The following is a 15927-nucleotide window of genomic DNA, read 5'->3' on the forward strand; positions in this document are numbered from 1 at the left end:
GGTGTTATTCGGTTACTGTTGGTTGCTTGCGGTAGATGAATGAGTCCGAGGTCAGCAAGGAGACGATCAGTTCGTCGAAGCTGCCGCCGGATTTAAGATAGGTCTGGTCGGAATCGATCAGGGTTTTCGAGTCGCTGAGGGTTTCGTTGCGACCCATGAAGTAGCGGAAGGCGTGGCGGATGATGGATTGGCGCGCGCGGTCGGACTTCGCGAGGCGATCGATCAGGTCGAGGGCGTCCTTCACCTCTCCGTCCAGCGAGCTGTCGCCCGTGCCCTTTAGGTAGCCTTTGGCGTCGATGGGCAGGGTCTTGTAGATGTTGCGGTTATCGAAGTCCGGATCAACGTTTTTCTCCGGCCTCTCCTCGATGAGATTTTCGGGATATTCGAGGGCTTCCACCGTCCGGAACCTGCCGAAGTCGTCATACATTTCAAAGGGCAGCCCCAAGGGGTTGATCTTTTCGTGACAGCGCATGCAGTAGTTGTTGTTGGTCTTGGCGTCGACGCGTTGGCGCATGGTTCTTTGCGGATCCTCGGGAATGACGGCATCGACCGTGATCGGCACGTCGGGGATGGTACCGGCCAGAAGCTTTTCCTGCACCCAGATGCCGCGGTGGATGGGATCGGTCTGGAAGTTGCCGGCGAAGGAGATCAGCCAGGCGGGATGGGTGAGGATCCCCTTCCGATTCTCGACCTTCGCGGGCTGCTCGGTCGGGTAGTCCCAATCGGCCATGTCGATGTTGAACAATCGCGCGACCTCGGGACCCATGAATTGCCCGCCGTACGGATTCACCGCGCCGGTGAAATTGTGCGCATCGAACGAAGGATAGGGAGCGGCGGCCGTCTGGCCCTTGCCGAGACGGAGATCGAAGCTTTCCATCTCCTTTTTGAACATCCTCAGGGGATCCATCCGGCCATGACGGAGATCAGGTTTTTTCGGATCCATGCCGCGCATGTTGACTTCGGCGAGGAATTCCCGGTGTTTTTTCAGGTCTTCGATCGTGAAGTTCCGCCAGTCCAGATCCTTGAAGTGATTGTAGATTTTCGCGACGCGTTCGGACCACTTCTTCATTTCCTCGTTGTCACCCGAGTGGTAAACATAGAACTCATCGCCAGTGAGGAGCTTCTCGATGACCTTTTGGTCGGATTCCAGGATGTGCGCGACGAGAAGATCCGCCTCCTGGACGATTCGCTGCTGCATGGCCTGGTAATTACCCCCGAAGCGTTTGTTGTCCTTGAAGATGCCCTGCATCTTGTCGTAGCCGAAGAACTCGCGGAAGAAGCGAAGCTCGCGGATCGGGAGGTTGGTGAAGCTCGGAGTGCTGGTGGTGTCGATGTTCTTATCGATGATGTAGAACTGGTTGCGTTTCGCGAGCATGCGGCGGACTTCGCGCTCGTAATCGGCTCGGGTGTTGAGCCGGCCTTCCGCCGCGGCCTTGGCAAGCTCCTCATCCGGGCTGGCGTCGGTGAGCGCATAGGCAAGGGCGTAGCTGGCATCGTAGGGTGAGAGCATGCGGCGGCCGTGTGCGTCGGGTTCACCCGTTCCGAACTCGGAGCGAAAGACGAAGTCCGAACTCAGGATGACCATCTGGATCATGCTGGTGATCAGGTCTTGTCGGGTCATCGAGCCCGAGTAGCTCTTCGCGATTTCGCGGTAACGCGTGGTTTCATCCGTCGCGGGCTCACGCTCGTGGATCAGCATGACGATTTCACGGATCAAGGCATCGAGCTGTGAATCGCTCGGCGCACCGGCGGCGATGCGCTCGTTCTCGAAGTCCGCGGCCCAGGCCGACAGCGACTTGTCGATCACATCCTGGTAGCGGTCGCCCGGCTTGCGATGCTTGCGGATCGTCGCGGCGATGGCCTGCATTTCCTCTTCGGCCAGCGGCTTGTATTCGACCGTCCGATTACCCTGGAGAAATTGAGCATGGCTAAATGTATTTTCGTGGAATGCGTCCCAGTAATTGATCAGGAAGGTGAGACGGACCTGAATCTTGGACTCGGAATGGCCGTGGTTGAACCATTCCCGCTCGCAGGCTTCCATGAGCTGTTCCTTGGATTGGCCCGGCTTTTTGAGGCGCAGGAATGAATGGTAAATCAAGCGCACCTCTTCCTTGCCGGGATTTGCCGCGTGGTAGGGCGCCTTTTGCCCCCCGGTGCGTGGATCGAACGGAGGCGGCACATCGACCCGGACAAACTTGGGCAGCAGGCGCTGGTGATCGGCGCCGTATAAATCCATTAGCACACGCTCGATGTGCTGGTTCAAAAACTTCTCCCGGCTCTCCAGGGTTTTCCGGTTCGCGACTTCGCGGGCGATCATTTCGTGCGCGGTGGGGAGATATTCCTTATCGTTTTCGATGATCCCGAGCATGTAGGCGCTGGCGTCCTTCGCGTTGGTCATCATGGTCAGCAGGGTGCCGCCGCTGAGCGTTTCGTCGGCGTAGTAGCGGACCCCCGCTTTGGTGGACATCAGGAACGGGTTGGTCAGCATGATCTCGCGGCGATTGCTGTCGCCCTGCACAGGGACGTTCTTGCCGTTGATCCTGCGGGAGGGCTTCAGCTGGAGGATGCGGTTGAACTTCTCGTTGAAGATATGCTCGCTGATCAGCCAGCGGCGGTCGTAGGTGTAGCCGGGTTTGTCGGCGTGCTTGCCGGAAAACAGCTCCTTGTGATCCGTGTAGTTGCCGGCTTTGGGGCGGCGCATCTTTTCCTCAAGCTTCTTGGAGGCGTCGCCGGTGAGCTGCGACTTGAACCATTCGAGCAGGATCCCCCGCTCCGCGTCGGTCGGTTGCTTCTCGGCGTCTTCCGGGGGCATTTCCTCGAAATGGACCGCATCCTGGGCGCTGAGGAACAAAGCCTGGAGATCGACGCTATCAACCGTCTCCAAGACGTCGAAACGGGTGTCACCCTCCTCCTTGTCCGGGCCGTGGCAGGAAAAGCAGTAGGTTTCGAGCACGTTCATGGCCTTGGACTCGAGGGTCTGCTGGCCTGGCGCGGCGTTGGCGGCTGTCACCTCGTTTCCATCAGCCGGGCGGGCGGAGACGAGAACACACCCGGTCAGCAAAACGCCGGTACGCATGTTCTTCAGGAAGTTGTGGAGGTCTTTCATTTCGGGTTTGCAGATTCAGGATCGGATTGAGCTTCAAATACAACGGCTCCCACGAAATCTCTCGGAAAAATTTCGAAATCCATCGGACTAACTGTATCTAATAAAGGAGTAGTTATGGGAACCTTGGAACCGGAACCCATCCAGCAAAAAAGCCCGCCAAAGGGTTCCTTCGGCGGGCTTTTGGATAAGTCGGGCATCTAGCGCCTGCGGCGGAGCAGGGCGAGAAAGCCGAGACCGCCGAGGAGGGCGGCGGAGGGCTCGGGGATGACCGCCAAATTCAGATCACCGGTGCTTTGGGTGAACGTCCAAACCTCATTGCCTGCGTTGGTGGTGGTTGTCCAGACCCCCAGGTTGTTGGTGAACGATTGGGTTCCATAGAGACCCGTGAGGGACACCGCCGAGAAGTCGCCTGATGTGGCGCCCGTCACGTCAAACAAGTTGAAGGTGGTGCTGGATAGGATCGCCCCGATATCGAAGACCAATGCACCTCCCAGACCCAGGGTGGTTCCGACATTCACACCGTCGTAATCGGTGCCGCGGGTTACGCCATCGATCTCGAAGGTGGTGGTGGATGTGCTGGCTAGTGCCAGCGAATTGGAGAAGGAAAGCACACCGGGGCTGGTGCCGGGGCGCAGGTTGCCGTTGATGGTGGTGGCACCGCCCACCGTGCCGCTACCGCCGAGCGTTCCTGCGGCCGCGACGGACACGAGACCTGTGGCGGTGGATGAATTGCCGTTGATGATGAGGCTGCCCGCGTTGACGTTGGTCGCTCCGGTGTAGCTGTTGTTGCCGGAGAGGGTGATGGTGCCGTTGCCTGTCTTGGTGAGGGCGGTGGTACTGCCAGTTGTGCCGTTCTCAATCACGCCCTGGAAGTTGCCGCCGCCAGCGTTACCGCTGCCGATGGTCAGGGTGCGGGTACCGGATGTGTGCGTGCTGGTGATCACACCGCCCGTGCCGGTGAGGTTGCCGACAGTCAGGCTCTGATTGCTCATGTCCAAAGTGCCGCCGGTGTTGACGGTGAGCTGGTTGTTAACGTTTCCAAGAGCCGTAGCGCTGCCCATGGCGAGAATGCCATTTTTGACGGTGGTGCTGCCAGTGTAAGTGTTATCTCCCGTTCCTGACGAGAGGGTAACGCGTCCGGTCCCATCCTTGACGATGTCGCCCGTGCCGGTGATCGATCCATGGTTCAGCAAACTGCCGTTGGTAGGGGTATTGCTAGAGTTATAGGTCAGCTGATGGCCATTGAGATTCGTGCCTCCTAGAATTCTTTTTGCTGTGGTGTTGTTGCCACCGTGGCTCCAGATCTGATCGCCGCCCAGTTTGATCGGGGCGTTCCAAGTGAGGCCGGCGAGACTACCCAAGCTGAGGCCGCTGTTGATGGTGATTTCCGACCCATTAATAGTGCGGGTGCCTGAAGTGTAGCTGAGCGTGAGCGCACCGACCGTGACGGGCACGTCGACCGTGAGGGTTCCGCTGCCGGCTATGACCGCATTGTCACCGTTGGCATTGTTCCATGCGACGTAGGGGACGGCACCCGCGTCCCAGTTTTTTGTGGTGGTATTCCAGGTGCCGGCGCCGCCTGCGCTGGAGCCGTTGCCGTTGCCGGCGATGTCGGTTGTGCCTCCGTCAAAGTAGAGGGTGGATTGTGCGGAAGCGGAGGATATCGCGAGCAGCGAGCTGCCGGCGAGTGCGAGGAAGTGGCGGAGCGTGGTTTTCGGTTTCATGGGATTGAATGATTCGGGTTGGTTGATGGCCGGTGGGGAGGATTACGGATGCGAAGTTGGCCGCGATTCGATTTTTTCGGAATTGGGGGATTGATTTGCCGGCATTTCAGCCGCATCCGGTCGCCGGATGGGGCATGGCAGGCCGACGGATCGAAGAAAACTACGGAGGCTGCGCGGCGTGAAGAAAAATTTATCTGAGTAAGTGTATCCCGGAAAGTAACAGTTTCAGCCGGAAAGCGGCCTGGCGTTTTCGGGTGCCCATTTGTTGGCGTCGCGCTCGCGCTTGACCTTCTAGGCGGCTTTCCTGCTTTCGATAGGTTCTTCGGGGAGGCGGTCGAGAGGCCAGTGGGGTCGGGGTGATGGGATGCCGTGAAAACTTTCTCCGCCCGCGCCACGAGATCCGGGCGGTCTGCGGAGAGATCCTTGGATTCGAGGGTCTGCTGGGCTCGCGCGGCCTTGGCGGCGATCAGATCGTTTCCAGCCGCCGGGCGCGCGGAGACGAGAACACACCCGGCAAGCAAAACGCCCGGGCTGATATCCTTCGGCAGGTTGTGAAGGTTTTTCCGTTTGTCTGCGCAGATTCCGAATCGGATTCAGTTTCCCATACAACGGCACCCGCGAAATTTCTCGGAAAAACTTCGGGATCCATCGGAGTGACTATATCTCCAAAGGGATCGTTATGGGAAACTTGGAACCGGAACCCAGTCCGCGAAAAAGCCCGCCGAAGGAAACCTCCGGGGGCTTCTGGATAAGCAGTATTTCCAGCGCCTACGGCGGAGCGAGCCGAGGAGGGCGGCGGAGGGCTCGGGAATCGGCGCTACATCCGCGAAAGTCGCTCCAAAGCGGATTTCGTCATCGATCCGGGTGCCGGTAGGGTTGCGTTGCGCGAAAGTGATGGTGTCCAACTGTTCTTGGAGGATAACCGAGCTTATCGTGGCGCCTCCCGCGGTGGTTGCGGCGTCGGAGGCTGGGATCGCGGGTATTCCACCCGCATGCCCATGAGCAGCGAAGCGGGCAATCCCGGAAAGTCCGTTTCTTTCTCCCATCATGAGCTTGCGGGTTACAAAATCGCGTTCCCAGCGATTAACTTGAGGGGTACGCCGTGGCTCTCCTACTTTCCTTTCTGTGCCGCCTTTTCCAGGGGCACGATCGGCACCGAAAGCTGGTCGAGCCTTTCGAGAAACGCTTCTCCCATGGCGGATTCCTTGAGCTGGCGTTCGCGCACCCGGGCAGTGGCGTCGGCCGACGCTTTCTTCCAATCGAAGTCCGGCTTCTCGTCAGGGATCTCGCTCTCAGGGTAGTCCCAGTCGTCGGTGCGGAAGCTCGGGAAGGGCTGGTCCTGTTCGCCGGCGACGTAAAGGTTGCCCACCGGAGCCACGCCCCAGCCGTAGCGGACGGCGACCGGTTTCTCGACCATCGGGCTCCAGACCTGGATCGACCGGTGACCATGGGTCCAGTAGGTTCCCTTCCCATATTCCGCATAGCGGGCGTGAGCCATGTAGAAGATCCCGTCCTCACCGGCGATCGAGAAACCCCGCGGGATTTTACTTCCGTCCTTGGTTTGGACCCGCATGTCGAAGCCCAGGACCATCACATCCCCGTGGGCTTCCGCCGACACGAGCTTGATCGGTTCCAGCCAGCGGGCGCCCTGCACGCCATACACTTTGCTGAGCGCCCATTTGGCCGCACGCCAGCCGTGATCACGTTTCCTTCCCGGATGCAGGCCGGGAGCCTGCACATCATAGCCGGGGATGAAAATCGTGTTCTCCGGGTCGCCGACATCGGCGAGGCCCAGCCGCTGGGATTCACGGATGAACGGGGCGATGGCAATGGACTGAACCTCGAAGTTCTCGGGCCCCTGCGCCGCGCTGCCGTCCGCACAGAAACCGATCACGGCCACCGGGAGCTGCGGGTCATTGAAGTCCTCGCGGATCCCCTCGACCATGAGCTTCAACAGCACGCGGTAGCGCTTGGGGCGGGCATTGTCCCCGAGCGTGTTGTTGAAGCCTTGGTGAAAGGCGAGGCCCTTGATGTTGAGGCCCTTGAAGACCCCGAGGAAGCCGTTGTGCACGCTGGCCATGTCGCTGGGGCTTTTGCCGGGCACATTCCATGATCTCAGATTTTTCGGGTCGGGCCGTTCCGGCTCGGGTTTGTTATTCTTCTTGGCACGGCCTTTTTCAATTCCCCAGATCCGGTCGGCCTCGGCCTCGGGGTCGAATGCCGCCATCCGCGCCCGGACATGATCCGCGTAGCGCTTGGTCAGCGGATGCTCGTCGAACTTGTGGGCGGGCACCATGCTTTCGATCGAGGCGCCGCCGCGGGCCGTCTTGATCAGGCCGATCGGGATTCCGAGGGTGCGCTGCACATTCAACCCGAAGACATACCCGATGGCGGCAAACTCTCGCGCCGTCTCCGGGGAGGAGACATCCCAACTGCCGCTGACCGTGTCGATCGCCTCGGGCCGGATGTCGTCCTGCAGGGTGGCCTGCTCGTTGGTCGTGATCGAGAAGAGGCGCAAAAGTGGCAAATCCGCCTGGGGAAGCAGGTCCGCGGCGTCGGTCTTGGCGGCGGGAAAGGCCATGTTGCTCTGGCCGTGCATGACCCAAACGTCGCCGAGAAGGATGTTGTCGAGCGTGATGGTTTCCCCACCGTGGGTCGCAGTAAGGGTGATCGGCTCGGTGCTGGCCTCGCGTGGCGGGAAGCTGACTTCCCATTTGCCGAGCCCCTTGTAGGCTTCCTCGTAGCCGAACACCTCGACCGGCGCGGCGGCCGCCGTGGTGGGTTCTGCGGACTCCTTGCCCAAGGCCACCGTCACTTTTGCCCCGGGCTTCGCCCAGCCCCAGACCTTGATCGGCTTGTCCCGCTGGAGAACCATGCCGCTGCCGAAGATGTTGTGTAGCTTGAAGGGCTGCGACTGGCGGTCCGATTGCGCGGGGCAGAGAGTGGCGAGGGACGCCATGAGGAGCAAGGCGGCGAGGGAGTGGATTCTTGATTGCATGCTTCTTGTAGCTTGGGTTTCGGTTTGGAAGGGCTTGGTTTGTCCGCAGCGGTGGCAGCTCGGTATCTTACATCGCCGGATGGAAAAAACTCTCGGATGAAAATCGGATTTCTCACGCAGCAACTGTATCTGAAAAGATGGCGCTTTGGATCATACCCGGTGCACACAGGTGCCATAACCGTCCGTTACCCACAAATCACAAAAATGTGGCGCTGCGATCACAAGGATCACAGCGCCACATTGGGATAAGGTTACCTTTCGCGCCGAGGCCGAGATCAGCGCCTGCGGCGAAGCAAGGCGAGGAGGCCGAAGGAGCCGAGAAGAGCGGTGCTTGGCTCGGGGATCGGGATGACGTCGCCCTGGAGCCTGAAGCCTTGGAAGATGCTCGTCTTGTTGTTTTGGCTGCTGTTGTCACCCACCGCGATCCTGAATGTGTAGGACGCTGAATTTGCCAGCGATGTCAGGCCAATCACTTGCGTCGCGGGAACACCCATGGTTCCACTGCTCACGTTGAGAGTGTAGCTGCCGGATCCCGCGCTGGAGAAGTTGGTTCCATCCGTCGAGGCAAATACAACATAGGAAAGCGTGTAGTTGGTGCCACCGGAGCTGGCCGCTGACAAATCAAAGGATAGTTCGCTTGGATCGATCAGGTTTCCACCTGAGCCCGAGACGTTGAACTGGAAGTAGTCGCCATCGAAGGCCGGTGATGCAGCAACGGTGCCTGCGGTGGGGTTAATCCATTGGGAGCCAGCGGCGCTCCCCGCGTTCGGCCCGGCTGGCGTGGTGAACCCCTGCGCGGCTGTGGCGGTGGTGGATACCAGTCCGTTCTGGCTCAGGGCGGATGCGGTGTAGCCCGAAGGAGTGGTCAGGTTCGTGAAGGCAGCCGCATTGGCAGCAGTCCCGTCAGCGTAGGATGCGAGCAGGGTGGCTGCATCGGCGGTTCCCGTGGCAAGGGCAAGGGCAAGGATGGGAGCCGCCACGAGAACGGCCAAGGGCCTTGAACAGGTTTTCAAGTGGTCTGTGTATTTCGATTTCATTGTTTTTGGGGGTCGGGGGTTGTGTCCTGTGTGTTTAGGCTTCATGGCTTGGTTGTCTTGTTTGGATTCTAGGCGTCCGCTGGCCGGAGGAAGGTCAGAAATTGCCGACGGATCGAAGAAAATCACGAGGGCCGCGCGGCGTGAAGAAAAATGTATCCGAGCAAGTGTATCTCGGAAAGTGACAGTTTTGGGTCAGGGGCAGGGGGCAGGAACGACTGCGGTGTTGATGTCTCCGTGATTGACAGCATTGCTTTCGATGCTAGCAATTGTTTCATGAGCACGACGCTGACGATTCGGAACCTTGATGAAGCGGTGAAGCAGAAGCTGCGCATGCGTGCGGCGCGGAACCAAAGTTCGATGGAGGCGGAAGCCCGGGCGATTCTGGCGCGGATGGTCAACGAGGAGGAGACGCCGAGGCCGCCGCAGACTGTCGGGGAAATGAGAGAGCGGCTGGCGGCGGTGCGGGGCACATGGAAAAACCGGGCGAACGGGCGCGATACGGACGGGATCATGAAAGAGCTGCGTGGGGATGACTGATTGCGATCTCATTTTGGTCGATACGAACGTCATCCTCGACGTTTTGGAAGACGATCCCCGCTGGGCCGCGTGGTCGGCGGACCAAATGAGCCGGGTGGTGGGCCGGATGGCGATCAACCCGCTGATCTACACAGAACTGGGCTATGAGGCGGGTGAGATCGAGGATGTTGAGCGGATTCTCGTCACTCTCGGCCTGATCTACCTGGAGATGCCGAGAGAGGCGCTCTTTCTGGCCTCGAAAGCCTACCGGACTTATCGCCTTCGCGGTGGCATCAAGACTGCTCCTCCGGCGGACTTTTTTATCGGAGCGCATGCCGCCGTGCTCGGCATCCCCATCCTCACGCGCGATGTGAGCCGATACCAAAGCTACTTTCCCGATGTCGAATTGATCGCGCCATGACCCGCAGACCGGGGGCGGCAGGGCATTTGCATGTGGAACCAAACCGCTTGGATAAGATCGAATTTCTCTCGCGCCAACTGTGCCTGGGAAGGTGACAGTTTTTAACCACGGATTTCACGGATTATCACGGATGAAGATCTGGATAATCGACTGGAAAACGGTTGTAGCGGAGGAAAGGAGCTTATCGAGATCGAAAGAATCGCCATCCGCCCGCTCTTATCCGTGCTCATCCGTGAAATCCGTGGTCAATATATTCGGCACGGATGCTTGAGCATGAATGACGGCTTCTGTATCGGTATCCCATGCTCACCAACGACGAACAACTCACTGAAATCATCATCGGCGCGGCCATGAATGTGCTCAACAAGCTCAAGCCCGGCCTGGATGAAAAGCTCTACGAGCGAGCCCTCGTCATCGAACTCGCAAAGCAAGGCCTTGTCTGCGATCAGCAAAAGCAACACCCCGTCCATTACGACGGGCATCTCATCGGCACCCTCATCCCCGATCTCATTGTCAACGACACCGTCATCGTTGATCCCAAGGTGGTCAATTCCTTCAACGATAACCACATCGCCCAAATGCTTGGCTAACTCAACATCACCGGCCTGAAAACTGCCCTTCTCCTCAATTTCAAACTTGCCAGCCTTCAGATCAAACGCGTCTCCAACTGAAACCTCCTATCCTCTTCATCCGTGTCCATCCGCGCCATTCGTGGTTTAAAACTCTTAAAAACTGTCAGCCTCTCCCTAGTGTTGGAACCCTGCCTGGTGGTGGGTTGACGGGAGATTGACAACCCCAGCATGTAAGAGTAAACTTTCTTACGTAAGAAAAACAACGATGGACAAAGTATTCTCAACCCGGCTCGACGAATCCGTGGCGGCGCGCATCAGCGGCTTGGCCCGGCGGCTTAAAACGAGCAAGAAGCGGGTCATCGAGGAGGCGGTGATGCTGCTGGAGTCCACCCTCGGTGAGAGCCGATCCGGAGGGTTTCTGGATCAGTCGTTCGGAGCCTGGCAGCGCGACGAAAGCGCGCAGGAAACGGTCGAGGCCGCACGTGCGGCCTTCCGGGAATCCTTCGAAAGGCGCCGCCGATGAAGGCGTTGATCGATGCGGATATCCTGATTTGGCACTTGCGTGGGGAGCGCAAGGCGGCGGACTACCTACGCGGGCTGGCGGAAGACCCCGACATCGAGCTGTGGACCGGCGCGATGCAGCGCGCGGAGGTGCTGTTCTTCATGCGGACGCACGAGGAGGAGGCCACGATGACGCTGCTCTCCCGGATCCGGACGGCAGCGGTTGACCAGGCCGTAGTCGATGAGGCCGGGCGGATTTTCCGGAAATGGAATCCGAGCCACGGGATCGATCCGAACGATGCAATCCTCGCCGCCACCGCCCTGACGGGAGGCGGCCAGATCCATACGCTGAACAGCAAGCACTACCCGATGAAGGACGTGGTGGTGATCAAGGCGTGGTGACCGCTCCCGCATATCACGCCATGAACTCGCGTATGTAGCCGGTCTGCGGGAGCTTCTTGCGCGCCATTTCCAGGTCGAGGTCGCCGTAATGCTCGATGGGGTTGCCGTGGGCGTTGAGAAGGGTGGTGTACCAGTTGCCGAGGGTTTTGTGGCCCGGGTTGCCGAGGTAGGGCAGGCGGATGTAGCGGCCGGCGATGTCCAGGGCGCAGTTGCGGCCGGACATGATGATGAAGGGGGATTCCGTGCCGATGCCGTGGTGGGTTTCGCCGTTTTCGGGGAAATACATGACCATGGTGTTGTCGAACATCGTGCCGTTGCCCTCGGGGGTGGCCTTGAGTTTCTCGACGATCGTTTTCACCTGGTTCATGTGGCTGATGCGGATCTGCTCGCGGGTCATCCAGGCGGGCACTCCGCCGAATGCTTCGTCGTGACCCAGCGGGTGGATGCCGACGCGGTCGGTCTCGTTCCCCGGCAGGCCGGTGATGGGGGTGCCGAGGTCGTCGATGGTGTAGGTGACGACATTGGTCAGGCCGGCCTTCATGGCGGCGATAAGAACGTCGGTCATGGCCGCCTGTTTCTCGGGTGTGCTGGCGTTTTCGCCGCCGTTGGCATGGACGGGGTCGAGTGTGGGCAGGAACTTGGCGAGGGTTCCGGAAATGCCGATGAGCTTCTTGTTACGCTCGCGGATCTTGTCGATGGATTCCACCTGCGCCTCCTGGCGTTTCACCTCGTGGCCCTTGAACCCGCTCTCCTTCAGGCCTTCCTTGCCCTGGAGGAAGGCGAGCATGTCGTTGTCGGAATTGACGGCGTCCGGGTTGAGGACGGATTTGAAAAGCTCGCTGCGTGCGGTGTCGGGATCCGCGTAGCAGTAGTTGCGGGTCTGCGGCGCGGGGGCGGAGAAGCCCGAGACGATGCCGGTGCGCCCACCGGCGAAGGAAAGCTCGACGTGGCCGAAGGGGGACGGGAAAAGTTTCGCGAGCTCGAAATCGACCGTCGTCCGCTTGATCGCGCTGAGGGTGTTGTTGTTCGATTTGAAACAACCCATCACGGAGGAGTAGGAGTAGTGGACGTTCTCGCTCATCTTCGCGGAGAGGCCCTGGAGAATGGTCATGTTCTCCTTGTGGTTGTCGAGGCCGCGCAGCCACTTGGGCAGCTCGTGCTTGTCCAGATCGGCCACCAAGGGCTGCTTCTGCTCGTCGAGCGCCTTGTCCTTGGCGGAGAAGTTGAGGAGCGCGCTTTCAAGCGGGCGGAGGCCGCTGGATTTCCGGATGAAGATGAAGCGCTTGGGGTATCCAGTCGCAGCGCTCGCAGGAGCCGCAAACAACTGGTTGAAGGATGGCGCGAGCGACATGGCACCGGCACCGAGCGCGGAGGTTTTGAGGAAATTTCTTCTGCTGAACATAGGTCTAGTTTTCTGTTGGTTTGCGGTAGATGAAGGAGTCGGAGGTCAGGAGCGAAACGATCACGGCATCGAAGCTGCCCCCGTTGTTTACGTAAGCATGTTCGGCATCGATCAGGGTTTTCGAATCGGAAAGGAATTCGTTGCGACCCATGAAGTAGCGGAAAGCGTGGCGGATGAAGGACTGGCGGACCCTGGGGGATTTCTCCAGGCGTCCGGCCAGATCGACCGCATCCTTGAGTTCCCCGTCGAGAGATTCACTGCCGGCGCCGTCAAGGTAGCCGGTCGCATCGACAGGCAGCGTCTTGAAGATGTCGCGGATGTCCATCATGTGATCCCCGTCCGGCAATTTGTCCGGGCGCTTTTCAAGCAGATGCTCGGGATACTCGAGAAATTCCTCGATACGGTAGCGGCCGAAGTCGTCGTACATTTCAAAGGTGTTTCCCAAGGGGTTCATCTTCTCGTGGCAGTGCCAGCAGCTCTTGGTCTCGGTGGCCATGGCCAGGCGCTGGCGCAAGGTCTTGTTGTGGTCTTCCGGAATCCGGGCATCGACGGTGATGGGCACATCGGGGATGGTGTCGGCCAGCAGCTTCTCGCGCACGAACTTGCCGCGGTGGACCGGGTCGGTTTCCGTGTTGAAGGCGTGCGCCACCAGCCAGGCCGGATGGGTCAGCATGCCTTTGCGGTTCTCAATCTTCATCGGCTGCTCGGGCGACCAATGCCAATCGCCTTTGGGAATGCCCCAGAAGCGGGCCACGTTGCCGCCCCACATGAAATCGGTGCCGTAGCCGCGATACATGTCGAAGGGCGCGGCGTGTTCCTGCCCGTTGTCCAGGCGGTCCGTGATCGAGGCCATGGACTTTTTGAAGAGCGTGAGCCCATCGCCCTGGCGGTTGCCCTTACTCAGGTCTTTCGGATTGAAACTCCGCGTCGGATACTGGGTGAGGAACTCCTTGTGCTCCTCGAGATCCTTATAGGTGAAGTTCTTCCAATCCTTGTCCTTGAAATAGGCGTAGATTTTCTTGATGTGCTCCGAGCGCTCCCTCAGGCGGTCGCTGTCACCATTGTGGTAGATGTAGAACTTCTCGGTGCCGACCAATTCCTCGAACACGTTCCGGTCCTGCTTGAGGATATGCTCGACCAGACGGTCCGCTTCGCTCACCAGGCGGTTGGTGGACTCGCTCAGACGGTCGCTGCCGAAGCGCTTCTCGTCCTTGAAAATTTCCAATGCTCCCTGATAGCCGAAAAACTCACGCACGAAGCGCAGTTTGCGGATCGGCAGGCTGGTGTAGTTCTCGTCCCAGTTCCTGTCCTCGAGGATGGGGTCGATGACGTAGTTGATGTCGCGGCGGGCGAGAATGCGCTTCACTTCACGCTCGTAGTCCGCGCGGGTGCCGAGGCGGCCCTCTTGGGCGGCTTTCACCAGTTCCACGTCAGGACTTTGATCGGTCAGGGCGTAAGCGATGGCGTAGCTGGCATCGCGCGGTGACATCATGCGGCGCCCGTGTTCATCCGGTTCTCCGGCCCCGAACTCGTTGCGGTATGCGAACTCGGTGGTGAGCAGGAAGGTCTGGATCAGTTTCTGCACCGCCTTGCGGCGGCCGAGTTTGCCCATGTAGCTGCTGGTGAGCTGCACATACTCCGCAATCTCCTGGGAGGTCGGCTCGCGTTCGAGGATCAACACGGAAAGCTGCTGCACCAGTTGTGACAGCAATTCCCCGGAGGGTGGACCGGCATCGATGCGCTCCTGCCCGAACTCCTGCTCCCAGCCGGCCACACACTTCTCGATCAAGCCGGAATAGAAATCCCCTTTCTTGCGATGCTTCAGGATGGCGGCATGGATGACCTCCATTTCCTCTTCGGCGAGCGGCTTGTATTCGACGGGCTTGCTGTTCTTGGTCCGCTCCGCCGCCAATTCACGGAACTCGGGGACATACTCCCTCAAGATGCCCATCCGACCCTGGATCGTGCGTTCGTAGTCGCCGCGGTAGAACCAGATGCGCTCGCAATACTCGCGAAACTGATCGTCACTCATCCGGGAGAGTTCGGGATCCGCAAGCGTCCCGAAGACGAGGCTGGAACCCCCAAGGCCGTTCAAGACATTGGCGGATATCCCTGGGGGGGCTTTTTTGTATACCTCCCCTTCCTTGAGTTCGGGAAGCGGTTCGAGCTTCACCGGCACGAACTCGGGAAGCATGGCCTCATGCTTGTCGCCATGCACCTCGGTGCAGATTCGCTCGATGTGTTCTTCGAGAAACTTCACCCGGGCGGCCAGGGTCTTGTTGTGCTGATCTTCCATCGCCAGCACTTCGACCAACGCAGGCAGGTATCGGCCACCGCGCCTGGGCGCATGCACATCCGTGATGTATTCCGCCACGTTCTGCGAGTTGGTGAGCATGCTGGAAAGATGACCGCCGGTCAGATCCTCGTTGGCGTAGTAACGGATCGCGGCCTTTTTGGGCAGGAGGAAGGGATTGGCCAAAGACACCTCCCGGTTCCTGTAGTTGCCCACCACCGGAATTTTCGAACCGTCAGGTTTCCTCAGGCTCGCGTTGTTCTCAAGAATGCGCTGGAACTTGGCGTTAAAGATGAACTCGCTGATGAGCCAGCGGCGGTCGGTGGTGAAGGCGGGGACATCCTTGTATTCCCCGGAGAAGAGCTTTTCGTGATCGATGTAGTTGCCGTATTCGGGCTTCTGCAGTTTCCCCTCCAGCGTGGATGCCTCATACTTGGCCAGTTCGCCCGAGATGAAAGCCAGGAGTTCTTTCCGGTCTTCCTCCGAAGGCTGATCCTCCTTCTTCGGCGGCATGTGCTTGAAATAGACCTGCTCCTGGATCCGGTTGAGCAGATCCAGGCGTTTCGGGTTCTCCATTCCCGCGAGGTCATCGAGGCGGATTTCCCCCTTCTGCGTTCCGTAGTCGTGGCATTTCCAGCAATGGTCCTCGAGCAGGTACTCGATCTTTTCCGGAACCTGGAAGGCAGATTCAGGATTGCCCTTTTCGTCCGAGGCTGCCGCCGGATGAACGGCGCAGGCGCAGAGGATGGCGCAGAATACCGATAGGGATCCGCTTCTTGGGGAATGGTTGCTGGGAAATGTCATTTGCAATCCGGATGGCGGGAGTGGTGCTTTGAGCCCTTCGGGGCTTGGATCATTTACTGTCGGAGACGCGCAAAACTAGCAGATGGCTTGCACATGCCCGGAAAAATCCGCTTTAGCAACTGTCTCCCATAAAGGGCTAGTTTTTGGCAAT

10 protein-coding genes and 1 pseudogene are annotated in these 15927 nt (G+C 59.3%); 5 read left to right on the forward strand and 6 right to left on the reverse strand.

The window, feature by feature from the left end; translation table 11 throughout:
* Positions 1 to 4: 4 nt before the first annotated feature.
* The 4 genes from HZ994_06885 to HZ994_06900 all read right to left on the reverse strand — a co-directional run bounded on the left by HZ994_06885 (position 5) and on the right by HZ994_06900 (position 8865).
* Positions 5 to 3106: a DUF1588 domain-containing protein gene (locus HZ994_06885; protein QTN32067.1), complete on the reverse strand. Its 3102-nt coding sequence runs from the start codon at positions 3104 to 3106 to the stop codon at positions 5 to 7.
* Positions 3107 to 3303: 197 nt separating this feature from the next.
* Positions 3304 to 4830: an autotransporter-associated beta strand repeat-containing protein gene (locus HZ994_06890; protein QTN32068.1), complete on the reverse strand. Its 1527-nt coding sequence runs from the start codon at positions 4828 to 4830 to the stop codon at positions 3304 to 3306.
* Positions 4831 to 5941: 1111 nt separating this feature from the next.
* Entirely contained in the window at positions 5942 to 7828 is a 1887-nt protein-coding gene (locus tag HZ994_06895; GenBank protein QTN32069.1) for a hypothetical protein, read from the reverse strand.
* Between the two features lie 275 nt (positions 7829 to 8103).
* Positions 8104 to 8865: a PEP-CTERM sorting domain-containing protein gene (locus HZ994_06900; protein QTN32070.1), complete on the reverse strand. Its 762-nt coding sequence runs from the start codon at positions 8863 to 8865 to the stop codon at positions 8104 to 8106.
* Between the two features lie 273 nt (positions 8866 to 9138).
* On the opposite strand from HZ994_06900, the gene HZ994_06905 reads away from it, so the two are divergent.
* The 5 genes and pseudogenes from HZ994_06905 to HZ994_06925 all read left to right on the forward strand — a co-directional run bounded on the left by HZ994_06905 (position 9139) and on the right by HZ994_06925 (position 11277).
* The gene (locus HZ994_06905; protein QTN32071.1) at positions 9139 to 9402 is read left to right on the forward strand and encodes a plasmid stabilization protein; all 264 of its coding nucleotides are present in this window, start codon (positions 9139 to 9141) and stop codon (positions 9400 to 9402) included.
* Positions 9395 to 9802, forward strand: a complete 408-nt coding sequence (locus HZ994_06910; protein QTN32072.1) for a PIN domain-containing protein — start codon at positions 9395 to 9397, stop codon at positions 9800 to 9802. The genes HZ994_06905 and HZ994_06910 overlap by 8 nt, the downstream gene beginning before the upstream one ends.
* 302 nt (positions 9803 to 10104) lie before the next feature.
* Positions 10105 to 10473: pseudogene (locus HZ994_06915) on the forward strand (GxxExxY protein).
* Positions 10474 to 10639: 166 nt separating this feature from the next.
* Entirely contained in the window at positions 10640 to 10897 is a 258-nt protein-coding gene (locus tag HZ994_06920) for a hypothetical protein (GenBank protein ID QTN32073.1), read from the forward strand.
* Entirely contained in the window at positions 10894 to 11277 is a 384-nt protein-coding gene (locus HZ994_06925) for a PIN domain-containing protein (GenBank protein ID QTN32074.1), read from the forward strand. The genes HZ994_06920 and HZ994_06925 overlap by 4 nt, the downstream gene beginning before the upstream one ends.
* A 13-nt stretch (positions 11278 to 11290) precedes the next feature.
* Here the strand turns inward: HZ994_06925 and HZ994_06930 are convergent, their stop codons facing one another.
* Both HZ994_06930 and HZ994_06935 read right to left on the reverse strand, forming a co-directional pair.
* Positions 11291 to 12679, reverse strand: coding sequence for a DUF1552 domain-containing protein (locus HZ994_06930; protein QTN34336.1), 1389 nt, complete (start codon positions 12677 to 12679; stop codon positions 11291 to 11293).
* 4 nt (positions 12680 to 12683) lie between these two features.
* Entirely contained in the window at positions 12684 to 15776 is a 3093-nt protein-coding gene (locus HZ994_06935) for a DUF1588 domain-containing protein (GenBank protein QTN32075.1), read from the reverse strand.
* Between the last annotated feature and the right edge of the window lie 151 nt (positions 15777 to 15927).

It is taken from the genome of Akkermansiaceae bacterium (assembly GCA_017798145.1).
Lineage (GTDB): Bacteria > Verrucomicrobiota > Verrucomicrobiia > Verrucomicrobiales > Akkermansiaceae > Luteolibacter.